The sequence below is a fragment of the Pseudomonas sp. GW822-FHT04H02 genome, assembly GCF_058800645.1.
Window position 1 is genome coordinate 1,005,460 of sequence record NZ_JBXAMM010000001.1, and the last position, 17,042, is coordinate 1,022,501.

Genomic DNA, 17,042 nt, shown 5'->3' on the forward strand with positions numbered 1-17,042 from the left:
TAAAAGTGCTATCACTATTATTGAATTCTAAATAATCGGCAGGTTTGCTCCATGGATCGTTTCAACGCCATGCGCGTCTTTACCCGTATCGTCGAGCTGGGCGGCTTTGCCAAGGCTGCCGACAGTCTGCAGATGCCGCCGGCTTCGGTGACCATTCTGATCAAGCAACTGGAGGCCCATCTGGGGGTGCAGTTGTTGCACCGCACCACCCGCCAGGTCAGCCCGACCCTGGACGGAGCCGCCTATTACCAGCGTTGCGTACGCTTGCTGGCGGACCTGGAGGAGAGTGAGGCGGCGTTCTCCCTGGCCCGGCACAACCCCCGTGGACTGTTGCGTGTCGATATGCCGGTGGGCATCGGCCGGTTGCTGGTGATACCGGCGCTGCCGGAGTTTTCCGCGCGCTATCCGCAGATCGAACTGGAGATCGGCCTCAATGACCGCCCGGTGGACTTGATCCGCGAGGGCGTGGACTGTGCGCTGCGCGGCGGCCCGGCCCTGGACGAGAGCCTGGTGGCGCGGCCGCTGGCGCAGTTGCAGCAAGTCACCTGTGCCAGCCCCGGGTACCTGCGCCAGCGGGGGGTTCCCCGTACTCCGCAAGAGCTGCAAGGGCATCAGATGGTGGAGTATTTCTCCAATGTCAGCGGCAAGCGTTATGGCCTGGAATTCTTCTTCGCCGGCCAGTTGCAGCCGGTGCAGTTGCCCAAGCGGGTGGCGGTGAACAGCGCCGATGGCTACCTGGCGGCCTGCGAAGCCGGCTACGGGCTGATCCAGACCCCGTACTACCACGTTGCCCGGCAGTTGCAGGACGCGACCCTGCAGCGGGTGCTGGAGGACTACCCGCTGCCTGCATTGCCGCTGACCGCGCTGTACCCGCCCCAGCGGCACCTGTCGACCCGCCTGCGGGTATTCATCGATTGGCTGGTGGAGCTGTTCGCCCGCCCGGGCAATCACATTTCTTGCCCCTGAATGGCCGGGTGCCAGACAGCAAAACGCCCGCGACAAGGCGGGCGCTGGTGGCGAGATCGGGCGGCTCATGGGGCCGATGGGCTGGCCGGATGACTCAGCGGTGATAGTAGCCCGGGCCGCCGTCGTAGTAGCGGTGGTGCCCGCCATCGTGGGGCATGATGATGCAGCCCGACAGGGTCAGCATGGCCAGCAGGGGAATCAGCAGCGTGATTCGACGAAACATGGATCAATCCTCAAAGGGCTCGGGGAACACGGCAGGACGACAAGGAAGAAAAAACTCCTTCGCGCCTGTACCATGTGACCCCGATTTGCCCGGCACATCCCCGAATCCGGGTATGTGCTTGGCATCGATCTTGATACACGGCAGATACAATTTCAGCTTCAGGACCCGGCAATGACTCAGAAACAACGCTTGATCTACTCGATTCTGATTTCCCTGGTGGTACTGGGAATCATGCTTGGCCTTTCCTACCTGCAGAACAACGGCATCATCAGCGAGAAGCTGTTCCAGTACATCGCCATTGGCGTGGCGGTGGTCGTGGTGGTGATCAACGGCGTGATGCGCCGCAAGGTCAAGCCCTGAGCCCGGGCTCGATGGCCTCAGGAGAGACCGTCGAGCACCGCTGCGGCCTGCTGGTGCAGGCTGTAGCTCTTGTCTGCATTGAGGGTCAGTACACCCTCGCTGCACAGCCGCTTGAGCACCTCCCGCACACTGAGAAAGGACAGGGGAATATCCAGTTCCAGCAGTTGGCTGTGGATGCCGCGCACCCCCAGGGAGCGGTCGCTCTGGGCCGCGGTGAGCAGGGCGTCGATGACTTTCAGGCGAATCAGGCTGGTACGCAGGCCGAAGCTTTTGAGCAGGTGCTTGATTCGTTCATTACTGTTGCGCTCGGCGTTCTTGCCGAAGACACCGGCGCCGGCATTCAGGGAAGGCGTGCTGTTCACGGTGTTGCCGTCCATTGGCAGTTGCGGGTTGTACATGCAAAAACTCCTTATCAGAGCCTGATCAGGAAAAGAATGATGGATGCTCTAGTAACTAGACGAACGAGCACGGCAAATCATGAAGTCCTGAATGTAGAAAATTTGTCGGTATCAGGTCGCTGACATGTGATGGCGGGGCTTTTGGCCTTTGCGGATTAAATTTTTTTCAAGCATTTCGTCTTTATGGGCAGGCAGGCGTCGGGTGATCCGTGCGCGGCTGGATTCCCAGACTGGCGGCGTTGCCAACCGCTCCTGCACACCAGTCCTGGTTCTGTATTTTTGCATCAGGAGTCGGCGTGATCATTTCCAGGCAGTTACCGAGTTTTTGCCTTGCAGCCCTGTTTCTAAGCTTCAGCGGTGGCGCCCATGCCTTGGCGCAGCCCGAGCAGACCCGCGCCGAGATTCGCCGCACCAGTTTTGGTGTGCCGCACATCCGTGCCGACGACGAGCGCGGCCTGGGCTACGGCATCGGCTACGCCTACGCCCAGGACAACCTGTGCCTGATGGCCAATGAGGTGCTGACGGTCAACGCCCAGCGCTCGCAATACTTCGGCGCCGAGAGCCAGACCCTGGAACAGCGCGACAACCTCAGCAGCGACCTGTTCTTCAGCTGGCTCAACACTCCCCAGGCCGTGGCGGCCTTCTGGCAGGCCCAGACCCCGGCGATGCGCGAGCGCATGCAGGGTTACGTGGAGGGCTACAACCGCCAGCTGGCGGAGCGCCAGGCCCAGGGCCTGCCCGAGCAATGCCGGGGTGACTGGGTGCGGCCGCTGGCCACCTCGGACCTGGTGAAACTGACCCGACGCCTGTTGGTGGAAGGCGGTGCCGGGCAATTCGCCGAGGCCCTGGCCGGGGCCACGCCACCTGGAGCCACGGCCCAGGCCGGGCTGCCGGCCGAGCACTGGCAACTGGCGGCGGCACGCCAGCAGCGTTTCGCCCTGGACCGTGGCAGCAACGCGGTGGCCATCGGTAGCGAGCGTTCGTTCAACGGCCGTGGGCTGCTGCTGGCCAACCCGCATTTCCCCTGGGTCGGCGGCATGCGCTTCTACCAGATGCACCTGACCATTCCCGGGCAACTGGATGTGATGGGCGCGGCCTTGCCCGGCCTGCCGCTGATCAATATCGGCTTCAACCAGCACCTGGCCTGGACCCACACCGTGGACGCCTCCAAGCACTTCACCCTGTACCGCTTGCAACTGGACCCCAAGGACCCGACCCGCTACCTGCTGGACGGCCGTTCGCTACCCCTGGAGCGCCAGACCCTGACCGTGCAGAGCAAGGGCCCGGACGGCCAGTTGCAGCCGCGTACGCACACGCTCTACAGCTCGGTCTTCGGCCCGATCGTGCAGTGGCCGGGGGAACTGGACTGGGATCATCAATATGCCTACAGCCTGCGCGACGCCAACCTGGACAACAGCCGGGTGCTGGCCCAGTGGTACGCGATGAACCAGGCCAGCAGCGTGGCCGGCCTGCAAGACAGCGTGCACCAGTTGCAGGGCATTCCCTGGGTCAACACCCTGGCGGTGGACGACCAGGGCCGGGCGCTGTACATGAACCAGTCGGTGGTGCCCAACGTCACCCAGGCCAAGCTGGCGCAGTGCAGTGATCCGCGGGCCGGCACCCGGGTCATCGTTCTGGATGGCTCGCGCAGTGCCTGCGCCTGGGATATCGACCCGGCAGCGGCGCAACCGGGGATCTTCGCCGCCAGCCAGTTGCCGCAACTGGCGCGCAACGACTACCTGCAGCATTCCAACGATTCGGCCTGGATGGTCAACCCGGCGGCGCCGCTGCAAGGCTTTTCGCCGGTGATCAGCGAGCAGGACGTGCCGCTGAAGATGCGCGCGCGCTTTGCTCTGGATCGCCTGAGCCGGATGCACAAGGCCCAGGTCAGTGACCTGCAGCACCTGGTCACGGACGATCAGGTGTACCTGGCCGGCCAGGTGATGCCCGATCTGCTGCAGTTCTGTGAGCAGGACCTGGGGGCGGATGCCCAGCGCCTGGGGCCGGTGTGCGCCAGCCTGAAAGCCTGGGACCGCAGCGCGGGGTTGCAGGCCGGCCTGGGCTTCGTGCACTTCCAGGGCATCATGCAGCCGCTGTTGCAGGACCCCAGCGTGTGGCGCGTGGCCTTTGACCCGAAAGATCCCCAGCACACCCCACGGGGCCTGGCCATTGGCCGGCCAGCGGTGGCCCGGGCACTGCGCGAGTCGATGCTGGCTTCGGCGCAGCAGGTCGCCGAGGCCGGGCTGGGGAGTGACGTTCGTTGGGGCGATATCCAGCAGGTCAGCCAGGGCGGCCGGCCGACCCCGGTGCCCGGCGGCCCTGAAAGCCTGGGGGTGTACAACGCCATCCAGAGCGTGCCGGCGGCCGATGGCAAGCGTGAAGTGGTCAGCGGTACCAGCTACCTGAACGTGGTCAGCTTCGACGAGCAGGGGCCGCGCGCCCTGGGGCTGCTGGCGTTCTCCCTGTCCAGTGACCCGGCCTCAGCGCATTTTCGCGATCAGACCGCTGCATTCGCCCGCAACCAGTGGAGCGTGCTGCCCTTTACCGAAGCGCAGATCCGTGCCGATGGCCAGTATCAGTTGCAGGTGATCGAAGAGCCGCGCAAGGGGGCGGTACTGGCGCGCCAGTAACGATTGAGCGTGAGCATCAAGAGGAGGCCGCCCCGGCAACGGGGCGGCCTTCAGCTTTTTGGCGGGGACTGGGGCAGTGAGTTGATTACCGGGTTGCCATCGCGATTGCGCGTCAGGTAGACCGGCAGCACCTTGGGCAGCGAGGTCAGCAGGCTCTTGATTTCCCGGGTGTTGTAGATGCCGCCGACGCGGATCTTGCCGGTGTTGGCGTCGGCGACCTGCACCGGAGTGTCCAGGTAGCGGTTGATCAGCGGCAGGGCGTCGGTGAGGGCCAGGTTGTCCAGCACCAGCTTGCCTTCGCGCCAGGCCAGGGAGCTGTCGTTGCTGTAGGTCTGGCTGATCTGCGGCTGGTAGTCGCCGGCCTTGTAGCTGGCTTGCATGCCCGGCTCCAGGCGGAAACCTTCGCCGGGCAGGGCGGTGTTGCTGCTCACCAGGACCGAGCCCTGGAGCAGGGTGACCCGCACCTGGTCCTCGTACATCCACACATTGAACTGGGTGCCGGTGACCTTGACCTGGCCATTGGCGGCCTTGACCACGAACGGGTGGCTGGCGTCGTGGCTGACCTTGAAGAAGGCTTCGCCTTTTTTCAGGGTGACCCGGCGCTGGTCCTTGTAGTTGCTGTAGGTCAGGGTGCTGCCCAGGTTCAGTTGCACCTGGCTGCCATCGGCCAGGGTCACGCTGCGCAGGCTGTCGCCGGCTTCGAATCGCTGGTAGGAGGACGGCACCCAACCCAGTTCCCAGCCGCTGTAGGCGGCCAGGGGCAGGGCGCACAGGGCGATGGCCGCCGCCACGCCATACCGCTGCCAGGTGCGCCGGGGAACGAGCTTGACCGGTGCGGGGGCTGGTGCGGCAGTGAGGGTGGAGGGGGGCAGTTGATCGGCCACTTCCCATATTTCCCGCATCGCCTCGTATTCGAAGGCGTGCAGGGGGTCGGCATCATGCCATTGCTGAAAGGCCAGACGCTCCGCGTCGCTGCAGTCGGGTTCATGCAGGCGCATGCACCATTGGGCTGCCGCTTGGGTGATGGCGTCGTATTCGGCTTCTGAGAGGATCTGTTCGCTCATTGACTCTTCCTGATTTCCCGCATTCTACCCTCCGCGGCAAGTCTTGGAGAACAACCGTCATGGCTAATGAGCATCAAAGTGAACTTATTTTCATCTGGCACGCCCTAAAACCAGGCTCTGTATCGAAAGTGAATACACAAGGAGATGGACCATGTTGAAGAAGACGCTTGCCGCATTGCTTGCCACCGCCAGCCTGCTGGGCGCCGGAGCGGCCCTGGCCGACCGTCCGGGGGCCGGTTGGATCACCATTGAAAAAGCCATTGAAACCGCAAAGACCAAAGCCGGCTACGTGGAGATCTACAAGATCGAAGCGGACAACGATGGCTATTGGGAAGGCGAAGGGCGCAAGTCCGATGGCAGTGTCTATGAGTTTCGCATCGACGGCGCCTCGGGCAATGTGCTGCGCGACCAGAAGGACTGAGCCAGGCTGATACAGCCCCCTGTGCCTTGCCACGGCAGCGCACAGGGGGCCTTTTTTTTGCTCCAGGGGGATGGTTGTTCCGGCCATCCTGGCACCTTCCCTGCAAGGCGCCGGCAGTGGTTGACAGGGTTGGAGTGCGGCGTTGTTTAATCGCCAGGTTCACACGCTGTCGCCCCCTCCAATAATTACTCTGGAGCTTCAGATGTCTGCATCGTCCGTGGTTGTTGAAACACCGCCCCAATACCTTTCTTTACCGGCCCTGGTGCAGTTGCTGGAAACGATTTTCCAACGCCACGGCTGCCGCGCCGAAGTGGCCCGCTGCCTGGCCGAGAACTGTGCCGGCGCCGAGCGCGACGGAGCCCACAGCCATGGCGTGTTCCGCATTCCCGGTTATGTCTCGACCCTGGCCAGTGGCTGGGTCGACGGCCAGGCCGTGCCGGTGGTGGAGGATGTGGCGGCGGCCTTTGTCCGGGTCGACGCCGGCAACGGCTTTGCCCAGCCGGCCCTGGCTGCCGCCCGCGAGCTGCTGGTGAGCAAGGCCCGCAGCGCCGGTATCGCCGTGCTGGCTATCCGCAATTCGCACCACTTCGCCGCACTCTGGCCGGATGTCGAACCCTTCGCCGAGGAAGGATTGGTGGCCCTGAGCGTGGTCAACAGCATGACCTGCGTCGTGCCCCACGGCGCCGACAGGCCATTGTTCGGCACCAACCCGATCGCCTTCGCCGCACCCCAGGCCCAGGGCCAGCCGATCGTCTTCGATCTGGCCACCAGCGCCATTGCCCATGGCGACGTGCAGATCGCCGCGCGCAAGGGCGAGCGCCTGCCGCCGGGCATCGGTGTCGACAGCCTGGGCCAGCCGACCCAGGACCCCAAGGCGATTCTTGAAGGTGGCGCCTTGCTGCCGTTTGGCGGGCACAAGGGCTCGGCTCTGTCGATGATGGTGGAGCTGCTGGCGGCAGCCCTGACCGGGGGCAACTTCTCCTTCGAATTCGACTGGTCCGGCCACCCGGGGGCCAAGACGCCCTGGACTGGCCAGTTGCTGATCGTCATCGACCCGAGCAAGGCTGCCGGGCAGAGTTTTGCCGAGCGCAGCCAGGAGCTGGTGCGGCAGATGCATGCGGTGGGGCTCAAGCGCCTGCCGGGGGATCGCCGGCATCAGCAGCGCGAGCGTTCGCAGCACGCGGGCATCGCCATTCCCGCCGAGCAGCTGCAGCAATTGCGGGCGCTGGCCCAGGACTGAAGGCATGAAAAAGGCCAGGCCGCCATTGGCGTACCTGGCCTCAACGTTGCACGGGGGCTTAGGAACGACGGCCCAGCAACAGGCCTACCACCAGGCCGAAACCGGCGGAGATGGCCACGGTCTGCCACGGGTGGCCACCGATGTACTGCTCGGTGGCATCCACCACCGGCTTGCTGCGCTCGCGCACATTGCTGACCGAATCCAGCGCCTGCTTGAGCTTGAGGCTGACTTGCTGGCGCAGGCTCTCACCTTCTTCGCCGACCAGGCTGGCGCTGCCCTTGAGCAGCTTTTCCGATTCTTCGATCAGCGCCTGCAGTTCGCTGAAGGCCTGGTCCTTGATTTGATCGTTTTCCGCTTGCGCGGCAGATTTACGAGCCATGAAGTTTTTTCCTTGGAAATATCGCCGCTGGTGCACAACACATCCGCCAGCGGCTACAGGTGAATGGGTAGCAAGCAATGGAGTCTGGCGCGGGGGCAAAAGTTGCAGTTGTTTTACGCCCCGTTGGCGACCCCGGGGTAAAACCCGTAGCCCCTACAGTGTAAGATGGCGCCTATTTTACGCAGCAGGAATTTCCCATGAGTTTCAATCTGGCTAACAAGACCCTGGCCGAGCGCGCCGCCATCGAGGACGAGAAGTCCCGTCTGTTCGACCTGTGGCAGAGCAACCTGGGCAAGGCCAAGGGCGAGGCCGCGCGGCTGTTCGGCGAGCGTGGCAAGCGCAAGGGCAAGTGGGCCGAGTGGGTCCGCGCCGAGCTCGACGGCATGTCGCCGCCGGAGTACTCGAACATGGTGCGCAGTGAAGTCAATCGCCTGATGGCGGCGAACAAGTAAGGGCAAAACTCTCGACAATCGCCTCGCGTACCTTCACCAGCAGCGGGTCGGTCTGCGGGCTGGTGCGCCAGCCCAGCTCGATCGGGTAGCGCGGCAGGGCCAGGGGGCAGGGCAGCAACTGCAGCCCGGTGAGTTCGGCGATGCGCCGGGCGGCATGGGCCGGAATGGTCGCCACCGCCTGGCTGCCCTTGAGCAGAAAGGGCAAGGCGGCAAAGTGCGTGGTCGAGGCGCACACCTGGCGGCTCAGCCCCAGGTTGGCCAAGCCTTCATCGGTAATCCCGATAAACCCCTGGGACGACACCAGCAGGTGTTCCCGTGCGACAAACTCCTCAAGACTGATCTGCTGTTGCCCGGGGGCCAGGCTGGCCGGGTCTGCCAGGCACAGGTAATGGCCTTCCCCCAGCACCTGGCGGCTGAGCAGGCGTTCGGCAAAGCCGCCGGCACTGATGGCCAGGTCAACGCTGCGCTGCAACAGCGCCTCGGCGACGATCTGGCTGTGGCTCTGGCGAAAGATCAGCCGCAGCTTCGGCGCCCGCCGGGCCACGGCCTCGATCATCTGCCGGCCATAGGCAATCTCGAAATCATCCGACAGCCCCAGCGTTACCGAGCGGCCCTGATAGTCGGCGGTGTCGGGGGCGACCATGGCCAGGCTCTGGCGGCATTTGTTCAAGGCTTCGCTGACCACGGGCTTCAACTGATTGGCCTTGAGGGTCGGCGCCAGCCCGCGCCCGGTACGCACGAACAGCGGGTCGCCATACAGCTCGCGCAGCCGGCGCAGGGCAGCGCTCATGGCTGACTGGGTCACCCCCAGGCGCAAGGCGGCGCGGCTGGCGCTGGACTCGTCATGCAGCGCCTCGAAAGCCTTGAGCAGGTTGAGGTCGACACTGGCGATATTCATCTGGTTCATATCATTAAGCACTGGAGTGGGGTTTATCGATGATCAGGGGCCGCAGCAGAATGGGCAACACCTGATTGCTCAAGGAGTCATCCCATGCCCAAGTCCGTTGTCGCTGCCCTGCAGATCGGGGCCTTGCCTGAAGGCAAGGCCGCCACCCTGGAACAGATCCTCTCGTACGAGGCCGCCATCATCGAAGCCGGCGCGCAGTTGGTGGTGATGCCCGAAGCGCTGCTGGGGGGCTACCCCAAGGGCGAAGGCTTCGGCACCCAGCTGGGCTATCGCCTGCCGGAGGGCCGCGAGGCCTTTGCCCGCTACTTCGCCAATGCCATCGAGGTCCCCGGGGTGGAAACCGATGCCCTGGCCGCGCTGTCCGCCCGTACCGGAGCCAACCTGGTGCTGGGTGTCATCGAGCGCAGTGGCAGCACCCTGTACTGCACGGCGCTGTATTTCGACCCGCAGCAGGGGCTTTCGGGCAAGCACCGCAAGCTGATGCCCACTGGGACCGAACGCTTGATCTGGGGCAAGGGCGACGGCTCGACCCTGCCGGTGCTGGACACCCAGGTCGGCCGGGTGGGCGCGGTGATCTGCTGGGAAAACATGATGCCGCTGCTGCGTACCGCGATGTACGCCCAGGGCATCGAAGTCTGGTGTGCGCCCACGGTGGACGAGCGGGAAATGTGGCAGGTGAGCATGCGCCATATCGCTCACGAGGGGCGCTGCTTCGTGGTCAGCGCCTGTCAGGTGCAGGCCTCGCCCGAAGAGCTGGGGCTGGAGATTGCCAACTGGCCGGCCCAACGGCCGTTGATTGCCGGCGGCAGCGTGATCGTCGGGCCCATGGGGGACGTACTGGCCGGCCCCCTGGTGGGCCGGGCCGGGCTGATCAGCGCGCAGATCGATACCGCCGACCTGGTGCGGGCGCGCTATGACTACGACGTGGTCGGCCACTACGCTCGCCCGGATGTGTTCGAACTGACGGTGGACCAGCGCCCCCGTCCCGGGGTGCGCTTTACCTGAGTCGGCGCCATTGCTCGCGGGTGATTTCCCAGATGTCCACGGGGAATCGCCCACTGACGAACTCACCGTCCTCGGAGCGGATCAGGCGCATGCCCGCGCGTTCGGAAATCCGCCGCGAGCCCTGGTTCGGCGCGGCCTTGGGCACCCGCATCAAGGGCCGTTGCAGTACCTCGAACCAATAGTGGTCCACCACCTTGCAGGCCTCGCTCATGTAGCCCTGGCCCTGCCACGGCGGGGCCAGCCAGAAGCCGCGGTTGTTGTCGGCTTCGTCCATCAGGCTGATGCTGCCGATCATTTGCCCGGGGTTGCTGCGCAGGCGCAGCGTCCAGTGCCATTCCGTGCCCCGGGCCATCGCCGGCAGTGCCATGTCCCGCAGGAAGCTCAGGGCGCCGTCGGCCGGGTAGGGCCAGGGCACCAGGGCGTTGAGGTAGCGCACCACCTCCCACTGGGGGAATAGCTGCTGGATGGCGTCGGCGTCCGCCAGTTCCAGGGGGCGCAGCAGCAAGCGTTCGGTGCACAGCGCGGGCGTGGGGTGTGAGTCCATTGGCAAGCGATCCAAGGTGGCAAGGAGGCGTTGCATAGTCCCTGCAATGTCATCGATCACGCAAGCCGCGATGGATTTGACGCGGCCCGGGCGCTGCCGTTGAATAGCCCCCTGGTTCAGCCCCGCGACTCCTGGAAACCCCCTGTGCTTAGAAACGTCACCGACATGGACCTGCGCCTGCTGCGGATTTTCTCCGTAGTGGTCAAGTGCGGCGGTTTCACCGCGGCCCAGGCCGAACTGAACATGAGCCAGTCCAATATCAGCATGCACATCTCCAGCCTGGAAAAACGCCTCGGCTATCGGCTGTGCGAGCGCGGCAAGGGCGGCTTTCGCCTGACCGAGAAGGGCCAGCGGATCCTGGCGGCGGCCCAGGCGCTGTTCGGCGCGGTGGAGGCGTTCAAGAGCGAAGCCCAGGAGTTGTCCGGGCGTTTGGTGGGGGATCTGTACCTGGGGCTGGCGGACAACATCGCCACCTTGCCCGCGGCACGCATCGACGCGGCCATCGCGCGCTTCTATCGCCGCGAGCACGACCTGCACCTGCATGTGTTCATCAATTCGCCCACCGAGCTTGAGCGGGCGGTGATCGACGGCCAGTTGGACCTGGCCATTTCCTATTTCAGCCGCAGCCTGCCGACCCTCGACTATCAGCCACTGTACGCCGAGGAAATCGCCCTGTTCTGCGGCGCCTCGCACCCGCTGTTTCCTGTCCTGGAGCCAGAGCTTGCGCACATCAAGGCCTGTGACTGGATCAAGCACGGTTTCCTGCCCGCCAGCCAGGTGCTGCCGGTAACGCCCCAGCGCGCCTCGGCCACCGCCTACCACATGGAGGCGGTGGTCCACGGGGTACTGGCGGGCACCCACCTGGGCTACCTGCCCAGCCACTATGCCCAGCCCTGGGTCGCGGCCGGGCAGATGCGCGTGCTGCACCCCGAGACGCTGCGCTACGAGGTGCAGCACAGCATGATCACCCACGCCGGGCATGCCCGTGGCGAAGCGCTGAAGGCCTTTATCGCCGACCTGCTGGCAGAGCATGGCGGCTGATCCCGCGCTTCAGCCCAGGCAGCGGGTCAGGTGCTTGATCGACTGATAGGCAGCCAGCCCCCAGGGGCCCAGTTCCCGCCCGATGCCGCTGCCCTTGGTGCCGCCCCAGGAGGTTTCGACGAACACCGCCTGCAGTGAATTGATCCACACGTGGCCCACGTCCAGGGCGGCGGCGACCCGTTCGGCGCGCTGCAGATCGGCGCTGATCACAGTGGCCACCAGGCCGAATGCGCTGTCGTTGGCCAGGGCCAGGGCCTGTGCTTCGTCACTGAAACGGCGCATGCACAGCACCGGGCCGAAGATCTCCTCTTGCCACAACCTGCTGCTGGTGGGCACATCGGTGTACACCGTGGGCGCCACGAACCAGCCCGGCCCGGGCAGGGCATGGCCGCCCACCAGGCATTCCAGGCCCTCGCTCCTGGCCTGTTCCAGGTAGGTGCACACCGTGCGCCACTGGGCCTGGCAACTCAGGGGGCCCATGTCCACTTCCTGCTCCAGGGGGTTGCCGACCCGCAGGGCCAGCAGGGCACTGCGCAACCGCTGCAGTAAAGCATCGGCAATCGACTCGTGGACCAGCAGCCGCGAGGTGGCCGAGCACATCTGCCCGGCGTTCCAGCAAAAGCCGCCGATGATCCAGTGCACCGCCTGGTCCAGGTCGGCGTCGGCGAATACCAGGATCGGCGACTTGCCCCCCAGCTCCAGCGTCAGTGGCCGGCAGAAGGCGGCGGAGCTGGCCATCACTCGCTGGCCGGTGGCAGTGCTGCCGGTGAACGACAGCTTGTCCAGCCCCGGATGCTGGCTCAGGGCTACGCCGGTTTCGCCGGCGCCGGCCACCAGGTTCAACACGCCCGCCGGCAAGCCCAGGGCGTCGGCGATTTCGCCGTAGACCTGCTCGATCAGGGGCGTCACTTCCGAGGGCTTGAGCACCAACGTGCAGCCCGCGGCCAGGGCCGGGGCCAGCTTCCAGGCACTGGTGACCAGGGGGAAGTTCCAGGGCACGATCAGCCCCACCACGCCTAGGGCCTCGAACCTGCAGTGGGCACTGAAGCCCGGAGCCTGCAAGGGCACCGGTTGATCCTGGCGGGCGTCCAGCTGGGCAGCGAGGCCGGCGTAGTAGTCGAAGGTGGCGATGGCGTCGTCCAGGTCCAGTTCGGCTTCGTGCCGCGGCTTGCCGTTATTGCGCATCTGCAGGGCGATCAGCCCTTCGCGGCGTTGCTGCAGGTGCCGGGCGAAGCCTTGCAGGTACTCGGCTCGCCGGGCGCCGCTGAGGCTGCGCCACCCGGGCAGGGCCCGGCGCGCGGCCTGCACCGCCAGGTTCACCTGATGGGCGCTGGCCGCCGGTACCTGGGCCATGATTTGGCCCAGGGACGGGTCATGCACCGGCATCGGCGCGCCGTCGCCATCGACCCAGTGGCCATCGATAAACAAGGCCGGTTTCATGGGCGGGCTCCTGGCAGGACGCCGTGCACGGCGTTGCGGAAGATCTGGCTGTAGTCGGCGGCGCTCAGCGGTCGGGCATTGGTGTCGGAGGACGAGATATCCGCCAGGGCCTGGGCCCCGACCCACTCGGCTTCATGGCTGTCCAGGCCGATATCCGCCAGGCAGTGGGGGATGCCCAGCTCGGCGCGCAGGGCCAGGATCCAGTCCAGGAACCCCTGGAAATCCCCCCGGGGCAAGTCCAGGTAACGGGCCAGGCGCCCGATCTCCTCGGCAATCACCGGCTGGTTGGCCACCAGCACATAGGGCAGGAGGACGGCATTGAGCAGGCCATGGTGACGGTGATAGCGGGCGCCCAGCGGGTGGGCCAGGGCGTGGACGCCACCCAGGCCCTTCTGGAAGGCCACCGCAGCCATCGCCGAGGCCACCAGCATGCCTTCCCGGGCGTCCAGGTCCTGGCCGTGGCTTACTGCCCGGCGCAGGTGCTGCTGCACCAGGCGCATGCCTTCCACGGCAATCGCGCTGGACATCGGGTGGTACAGCGGCGAGCAGAACGCCTCGATATGGTGGGTCAGGGCATCCATGCCGGTGGCGGCGGTCAGCGCGGGCGGCAGGCCGCGGGTCAGCAGCGGGTCGAGGATCACGCAGGCGGGCAGCAGTTCGGGGTGGCTGATGACCCGCTTGACCTGCTGCTGGCTGTCGGTCAGTACCGCTTCGCGGCCCAGTTCGGAGCCGGTGCCGGCAGTGGTGGGCAGGGCGATCAGGGGCGGCAGGCCCAGGCGCGGAAAGTCACTGAGGCTCGGGTAATGCTCGATCACCCGGGACCACTCGAAACGCTGCAGCCCTTGCGGGTCCACGGCGGCCAGGGCGATGCCCTTGGCGGCGTCCATGGCGCTGCCGCCGCCCAGGGCGATCAGCGAGTCGTGGCCGCCGGCCCTGAAGGCTTGGACGCCGCGCTGCACATCGTCCAGGCTCGGGTTGCTGGCCAGCTCGGCAAATACCGCAAAGCCCTGGCGGCTCTGCTCCAGGTGTGCGGTCAACAGGCCAAAGGGTTCCAGTTCGAGCATGCCCGGGTCGGTGACCAGCAAGGGCCTGGCCATGCCCAGCAGGGCGCAGCGCTGGGCCAGGCCGTGCAGGGCCTCGGCGCCGCAGAATATCTCGGTGGGGTAATTCCAGTAATGGATGGACGGGGGCATCGATGGTCTCCAGAAACATCAGGCGTGAAGCGGCCGGCGCAGCAGGCGCCGGGCCAGTAGCGGGCAGGGAATGCGCTGTCGCTGACAGCGCATGAGGATTCAGCCGCGGTCGGATGCGCTGCTGTCGCGGCGCAGGTAGGGCTTGGCCAGGACCATGTAGATCAGGCCCAGCACGGCCAGGGTCGAGAACACCAGCACCACTGCCCAGACCTGGAACCAGGGCGCTCCGGGCGGCGCCAGGGATTCCCGCGGCCAGGCCACGTTGACGCTCTCGAACAGCAGCCAGACAAAGGCCGCGAGGTTCACCGGCAGGCCCCAGCGGCCGAGGTTGAAGACCCCGGCGTCGGGCCGCCAGCGGCCACGCAGGCGATGGACCAGGGCGCAACCGATCACAATCAGGAACACCATGAAGAAGCCCCCGCTGCCGAAGGCGATCAGGGTGCCCACGGCCGTGGCGTTCAGGCCCAGGGCCAGGCCGAAACTGGCGAACAGGGTGCAAAGGAGCATGGCGGCGAAGGGCACCTTGCGCCCATCCACCCGGCGCAGGAACGCCGAGGCGGGCAGGATCGAGTCCCGGGCCATGCCGAATACCGCGCGGCCGATATAGGTCTGTACCGAGACCACGCAGGCAATGAACGCCACCAGCACCACGCCGACGAAGGGCCGCTCGGCCCAGGCGCCAAAGGCATCCACCACCGCCGGGGTGACCGGGTCCACCACCTGGCCGGCCACCAGGCCCGCGGTGTCGGTGAACGACAGGGTCACGGCAAAGGCGGTGAGCATCACCGTCAGCCCCACCAGCAGCATCGAGCGCAGGATGGCCCGCGGCGTGGAGGTACGGGCATCGGCGGTTTCCTCGGACACCTGGGAGCAGGCATCGAAGCCGAGAAAGGCCCAGCCGCCCACTGCCATGGCGGTGACGAAGCCGCTCAGGTAGGTGCTATCGCCGCTGACGCTGTTGCCCAGGCCTTCCAGCAGCAGCGACCAGGAGTGGTTGCGAAAGAACAGCAGCAACAGCACGCCGATGCCGATGGAGGCGATGGCTTCGGCGATGATCCCGGCGTTGACGAAGTACTTCAGCGGGTTGATCCCCAACAGGTTGACCCCCAGCCCCAACGCCAGCAGCACGGCGCCGCTGGCCACCTGGGCATTGGCCGAAGGCGGCGTGCCGGTGACGAACAGCCACAGCCAGAACCCGCCCAGGTAGGCCACGGTGGTCAGGGAAGCCAGGGCCGAGGCCAGGTACATGAAGCCGGTGAACCAGGCCCAGCGGTCTCCAGCCAGGCGCTTGACCCATTGATAGCAACCGCCGGCCAGGGGGTACTGCGAGGCGAGTTCGGCATAGACCAGCGCCACCAGCATCTGCAGGGCCAGGCACAGGGGCACGATCCAGACCCAGGACGGGCCGGTGCTCATGGCGCCCAGGGCCATCACCGAATAGATCCCCACCACTGGCGAGACCGTGGCAAAGCCCACGGAGAACGACGACCACAGGGACAGGCCGCGGTGCAGCTCCTGGCGATAGCCCTGGTGGTGCAGCAAGTGTTCATCGGTGCCCGGAGCGGGCAGGAAGTCAGTCATGGCGCACCTCGTTCAAGGGGCGGGCGCCACGATGCAGGCCGACGCAAGGGCGGCGTGATGGGGTAGTTGACATAGCGGTTCCTGGAGTCGGCAGATCAGATTGTTATTGGGATGGCCTTTAGCTGTTGTTTTTGGCGTACCGACATTGCCTGGCCTGCAGCAGCAGGCCAGGACGAGCTTACGGTGGGCAAACATCAAGATGAATACATGGATTGGTAAGCTGGCATCTGCATTTGTTTATGTTTTGCAGGGGCCGGCGACCCGGCCAGCGCCAGGCATCGAGGGGATATCAGCGGGAAGCGTGGTGCTTGCCCAGCTCCAGCCGTTCGCCGAGAAAGTCGACGAACACCCGCAGCTTGGGCAGCAAGTGACGGCTGCTGGGCCAGAGGATGGAGAACTTGCCGCGCTCTTGCTGGTAGTCGTCCAGCACCGCGACCAGGCTGCCATCGGCCAGGGCCCCGCAGACCACGAACTCGGGCACGTAGGCGATGCCCAGGCCCTGGGTGGTGGCGTGGATCAGCGATTCCAGGTTGTTGCTGGTCAGGGCACTGCCCAGCACCAGCGGCGGGGCTCCGTCGGGCAGGCGCAGGCTCCATTGCTGCAGCAAGCTGCCGCCGGGGAACTTGTAGCGCAGGCAGGCGTGCTGCTCCAGGTCCTGGGGCGTGCGCGGGGTGCCGCGCCGGGCGAAGTAACCGGGGGCGCCGACCAGCACGAAGCCGAAGGGCCCCAGGTTCCTGGACTTGAGTTGCGAGTCCGGCAGCTCGCCACTGCGGATCACCGCGTCCACGCCTTCGGCGATCACGTCGATCAGCCGGTCGTTGAAGTCCAGGTCCAGCTCGATGTCCGGGTAGCGCGCGGAAAACTCCGGGAGGATCGGCAGCAGCATCCGATAGCCGATGGCCGGCAGGCTGACCCGCAGCCGGCCCCGGGGCTTGTCGCTGATCCGCGCCAGTTCGGCCTCGGCCTCCTGGACTTCGGCGACGATGCGCTGGCCGCGCTCATAGAACAGCGCGCCTTCATCGGTCAGGCTGATGCGCCGGGTGCTGCGGTTCAGCAGGCGCACGCCAAGGCGCTGCTCCAGGCGCGCCAGGGCCTTGCCTACCGCCGAGGCAGACAGCCCCAGGCGCTCGCCGGCGCCCACCAGGCTACCGCTCTGGACCACGCTGACAAACACCTGCAAGCCGTTTAGGTTGTCCAT

General features: G+C 65.9%; 18 protein-coding genes. 8 read left to right on the top strand and 10 right to left on the bottom strand.

Annotated features, from left to right (window positions below):
* Positions 1-51: 51 nt before the first annotated feature.
* On the top strand, positions 52-966 hold the full coding sequence (locus AC1RMG_RS04690) for a LysR family transcriptional regulator (RefSeq protein ID WP_041118100.1): 915 nt from the start codon (positions 52-54) through the stop codon (positions 964-966).
* Positions 967-1,060: 94 nt separating this feature from the next.
* Here AC1RMG_RS04690 and AC1RMG_RS04695 read toward each other — a convergent pair whose 3' ends face one another.
* Positions 1,061-1,189 (bottom strand): hypothetical protein, encoded by a 129-nt coding sequence (locus AC1RMG_RS04695; protein ID WP_011061188.1) that lies wholly within the window; start codon positions 1,187-1,189, stop codon positions 1,061-1,063.
* 171 nt (positions 1,190-1,360) lie between these two features.
* On the opposite strand from AC1RMG_RS04695, the gene AC1RMG_RS04700 reads away from it, so the two are divergent.
* Complete coding sequence (locus AC1RMG_RS04700) at positions 1,361-1,549, top strand: hypothetical protein (protein ID WP_015635538.1); 189 nt, start codon at positions 1,361-1,363, stop codon at positions 1,547-1,549.
* A 17-nt stretch (positions 1,550-1,566) separates the two neighbouring features.
* Here AC1RMG_RS04700 and AC1RMG_RS04705 read toward each other — a convergent pair whose 3' ends face one another.
* Positions 1,567-1,947: a hypothetical protein gene (locus AC1RMG_RS04705; RefSeq protein ID WP_011061190.1), complete on the bottom strand. Its 381-nt coding sequence runs from the start codon at positions 1,945-1,947 to the stop codon at positions 1,567-1,569.
* Between the two features lie 296 nt (positions 1,948-2,243).
* On the opposite strand from AC1RMG_RS04705, the gene pvdQ reads away from it, so the two are divergent.
* Positions 2,244-4,577: a bifunctional acylase PvdQ gene (pvdQ, locus tag AC1RMG_RS04710; protein WP_493168523.1), complete on the top strand. Its 2,334-nt coding sequence runs from the start codon at positions 2,244-2,246 to the stop codon at positions 4,575-4,577.
* Positions 4,578-4,627: 50 nt separating this feature from the next.
* On the opposite strand, the gene AC1RMG_RS04715 is transcribed toward pvdQ, so the two are convergent.
* On the bottom strand, positions 4,628-5,641 hold the full coding sequence (locus AC1RMG_RS04715; RefSeq protein ID WP_493168525.1) for a FecR family protein: 1,014 nt from the start codon (positions 5,639-5,641) through the stop codon (positions 4,628-4,630).
* 151 nt (positions 5,642-5,792) lie between these two features.
* On the opposite strand from AC1RMG_RS04715, the gene AC1RMG_RS04720 reads away from it, so the two are divergent.
* Both AC1RMG_RS04720 and AC1RMG_RS04725 read left to right on the top strand, forming a co-directional pair.
* On the top strand, positions 5,793-6,062 hold the full coding sequence (locus AC1RMG_RS04720) for a PepSY domain-containing protein (protein WP_011061193.1): 270 nt from the start codon (positions 5,793-5,795) through the stop codon (positions 6,060-6,062).
* A 202-nt stretch (positions 6,063-6,264) separates the two neighbouring features.
* On the top strand, positions 6,265-7,302 hold the full coding sequence (locus AC1RMG_RS04725; RefSeq protein ID WP_019093987.1) for an Ldh family oxidoreductase: 1,038 nt from the start codon (positions 6,265-6,267) through the stop codon (positions 7,300-7,302).
* Between the two features lie 58 nt (positions 7,303-7,360).
* Here the strand turns inward: AC1RMG_RS04725 and AC1RMG_RS04730 are convergent, their stop codons facing one another.
* Positions 7,361-7,681: an ElaB/YgaM/YqjD family protein gene (locus AC1RMG_RS04730; RefSeq protein ID WP_011061195.1), complete on the bottom strand. Its 321-nt coding sequence runs from the start codon at positions 7,679-7,681 to the stop codon at positions 7,361-7,363.
* Between the two features lie 197 nt (positions 7,682-7,878).
* Here AC1RMG_RS04730 and AC1RMG_RS04735 point away from each other — a divergent pair, with 197 nt between their 5' ends.
* Positions 7,879-8,133 carry a hypothetical protein gene (locus AC1RMG_RS04735; RefSeq protein ID WP_011061196.1) on the top strand — a complete coding sequence of 85 codons (255 nt, stop codon included), beginning with the start codon at positions 7,879-7,881 and terminating at the stop codon, positions 8,131-8,133.
* On the opposite strand, the gene AC1RMG_RS04740 is transcribed toward AC1RMG_RS04735, so the two are convergent.
* Entirely contained in the window at positions 8,105-9,040 is a 936-nt protein-coding gene (locus AC1RMG_RS04740) for a LysR family transcriptional regulator (protein WP_015635541.1), read from the bottom strand. The two genes, AC1RMG_RS04735 and AC1RMG_RS04740, sit on opposite strands and share 29 nt — an antisense overlap.
* A gap of 84 nt (positions 9,041-9,124) precedes the next feature.
* Here AC1RMG_RS04740 and AC1RMG_RS04745 point away from each other — a divergent pair, with 84 nt between their 5' ends.
* The gene (locus AC1RMG_RS04745) at positions 9,125-10,045 is read left to right on the top strand and encodes a carbon-nitrogen hydrolase family protein (RefSeq protein WP_011061198.1); all 921 of its coding nucleotides are present in this window, start codon (positions 9,125-9,127) and stop codon (positions 10,043-10,045) included.
* Here the strand turns inward: AC1RMG_RS04745 and AC1RMG_RS04750 are convergent.
* Positions 10,038-10,589 carry a GNAT family N-acetyltransferase gene (locus tag AC1RMG_RS04750; RefSeq protein ID WP_011061199.1) on the bottom strand — a complete coding sequence of 184 codons (552 nt, stop codon included), beginning with the start codon at positions 10,587-10,589 and terminating at the stop codon, positions 10,038-10,040. The two genes, AC1RMG_RS04745 and AC1RMG_RS04750, sit on opposite strands and share 8 nt — an antisense overlap.
* A gap of 144 nt (positions 10,590-10,733) precedes the next feature.
* Here AC1RMG_RS04750 and AC1RMG_RS04755 point away from each other — a divergent pair, with 144 nt between their 5' ends.
* A complete protein-coding gene (locus tag AC1RMG_RS04755) occupies positions 10,734-11,630 on the top strand; it encodes a LysR family transcriptional regulator (RefSeq protein WP_011061200.1) in 897 nt (298 codons plus the stop codon).
* A gap of 9 nt (positions 11,631-11,639) precedes the next feature.
* Here AC1RMG_RS04755 and AC1RMG_RS04760 read toward each other — a convergent pair whose 3' ends face one another.
* The 4 genes from AC1RMG_RS04760 to AC1RMG_RS04775 form a co-directional block, all read right to left on the bottom strand.
* Complete coding sequence (locus tag AC1RMG_RS04760; RefSeq protein ID WP_493168527.1) at positions 11,640-13,070, bottom strand: aldehyde dehydrogenase family protein; 1,431 nt, start codon at positions 13,068-13,070, stop codon at positions 11,640-11,642.
* A complete protein-coding gene (locus AC1RMG_RS04765; RefSeq protein ID WP_053151554.1) occupies positions 13,067-14,263 on the bottom strand; it encodes an iron-containing alcohol dehydrogenase in 1,197 nt (398 codons plus the stop codon). The genes AC1RMG_RS04760 and AC1RMG_RS04765 overlap by 4 nt, the downstream gene beginning before the upstream one ends.
* Before the next feature lie 99 nt (positions 14,264-14,362).
* Entirely contained in the window at positions 14,363-15,844 is a 1,482-nt protein-coding gene (locus AC1RMG_RS04770) for an APC family permease (protein ID WP_493168529.1), read from the bottom strand.
* Positions 15,845-16,133: 289 nt separating this feature from the next.
* Complete coding sequence (locus AC1RMG_RS04775; protein ID WP_493168531.1) at positions 16,134-17,042, bottom strand: LysR family transcriptional regulator; 909 nt, start codon at positions 17,040-17,042, stop codon at positions 16,134-16,136.

Excerpts from the sequence above, each read along its gene's own strand:
- AC1RMG_RS04760 (WP_493168527.1), bottom strand. The coding sequence starts at position 13,070 with ATGAAACCGGCCTTGTTTATCGATGGCCACTGGGTCGATGGCGACGGC.
- AC1RMG_RS04770 (WP_493168529.1), bottom strand. The coding sequence starts at position 15,844 with ATGACTGACTTCCTGCCCGCTCCGGGCACCGATGAACACTTGCTGCAC.
- AC1RMG_RS04765 (WP_053151554.1), bottom strand. The coding sequence starts at position 14,263 with ATGCCCCCGTCCATCCATTACTGGAATTACCCCACCGAGATATTCTGC.
- AC1RMG_RS04700 (WP_015635538.1), top strand. The coding sequence starts at position 1,361 with ATGACTCAGAAACAACGCTTGATCTACTCGATTCTGATTTCCCTGGTG.
- AC1RMG_RS04750 (WP_011061199.1), bottom strand. The coding sequence starts at position 10,589 with ATGGACTCACACCCCACGCCCGCGCTGTGCACCGAACGCTTGCTGCTG.
- AC1RMG_RS04695 (WP_011061188.1), bottom strand. The coding sequence starts at position 1,189 with ATGTTTCGTCGAATCACGCTGCTGATTCCCCTGCTGGCCATGCTGACC.
- AC1RMG_RS04745 (WP_011061198.1), top strand. The coding sequence starts at position 9,125 with ATGCCCAAGTCCGTTGTCGCTGCCCTGCAGATCGGGGCCTTGCCTGAA.
- AC1RMG_RS04730 (WP_011061195.1), bottom strand. The coding sequence starts at position 7,681 with ATGGCTCGTAAATCTGCCGCGCAAGCGGAAAACGATCAAATCAAGGAC.
- AC1RMG_RS04740 (WP_015635541.1), bottom strand. The coding sequence starts at position 9,040 with ATGAACCAGATGAATATCGCCAGTGTCGACCTCAACCTGCTCAAGGCT.
- AC1RMG_RS04720 (WP_011061193.1), top strand. The coding sequence starts at position 5,793 with ATGTTGAAGAAGACGCTTGCCGCATTGCTTGCCACCGCCAGCCTGCTG.
- AC1RMG_RS04690 (WP_041118100.1), top strand. The coding sequence starts at position 52 with ATGGATCGTTTCAACGCCATGCGCGTCTTTACCCGTATCGTCGAGCTG.
- AC1RMG_RS04725 (WP_019093987.1), top strand. The coding sequence starts at position 6,265 with ATGTCTGCATCGTCCGTGGTTGTTGAAACACCGCCCCAATACCTTTCT.
- AC1RMG_RS04735 (WP_011061196.1), top strand. The coding sequence starts at position 7,879 with ATGAGTTTCAATCTGGCTAACAAGACCCTGGCCGAGCGCGCCGCCATC.
- AC1RMG_RS04715 (WP_493168525.1), bottom strand. The coding sequence starts at position 5,641 with ATGAGCGAACAGATCCTCTCAGAAGCCGAATACGACGCCATCACCCAA.
- AC1RMG_RS04775 (WP_493168531.1), bottom strand. The coding sequence starts at position 17,042 with ATGGACAACCTAAACGGCTTGCAGGTGTTTGTCAGCGTGGTCCAGAGC.
- AC1RMG_RS04705 (WP_011061190.1), bottom strand. The coding sequence starts at position 1,947 with ATGTACAACCCGCAACTGCCAATGGACGGCAACACCGTGAACAGCACG.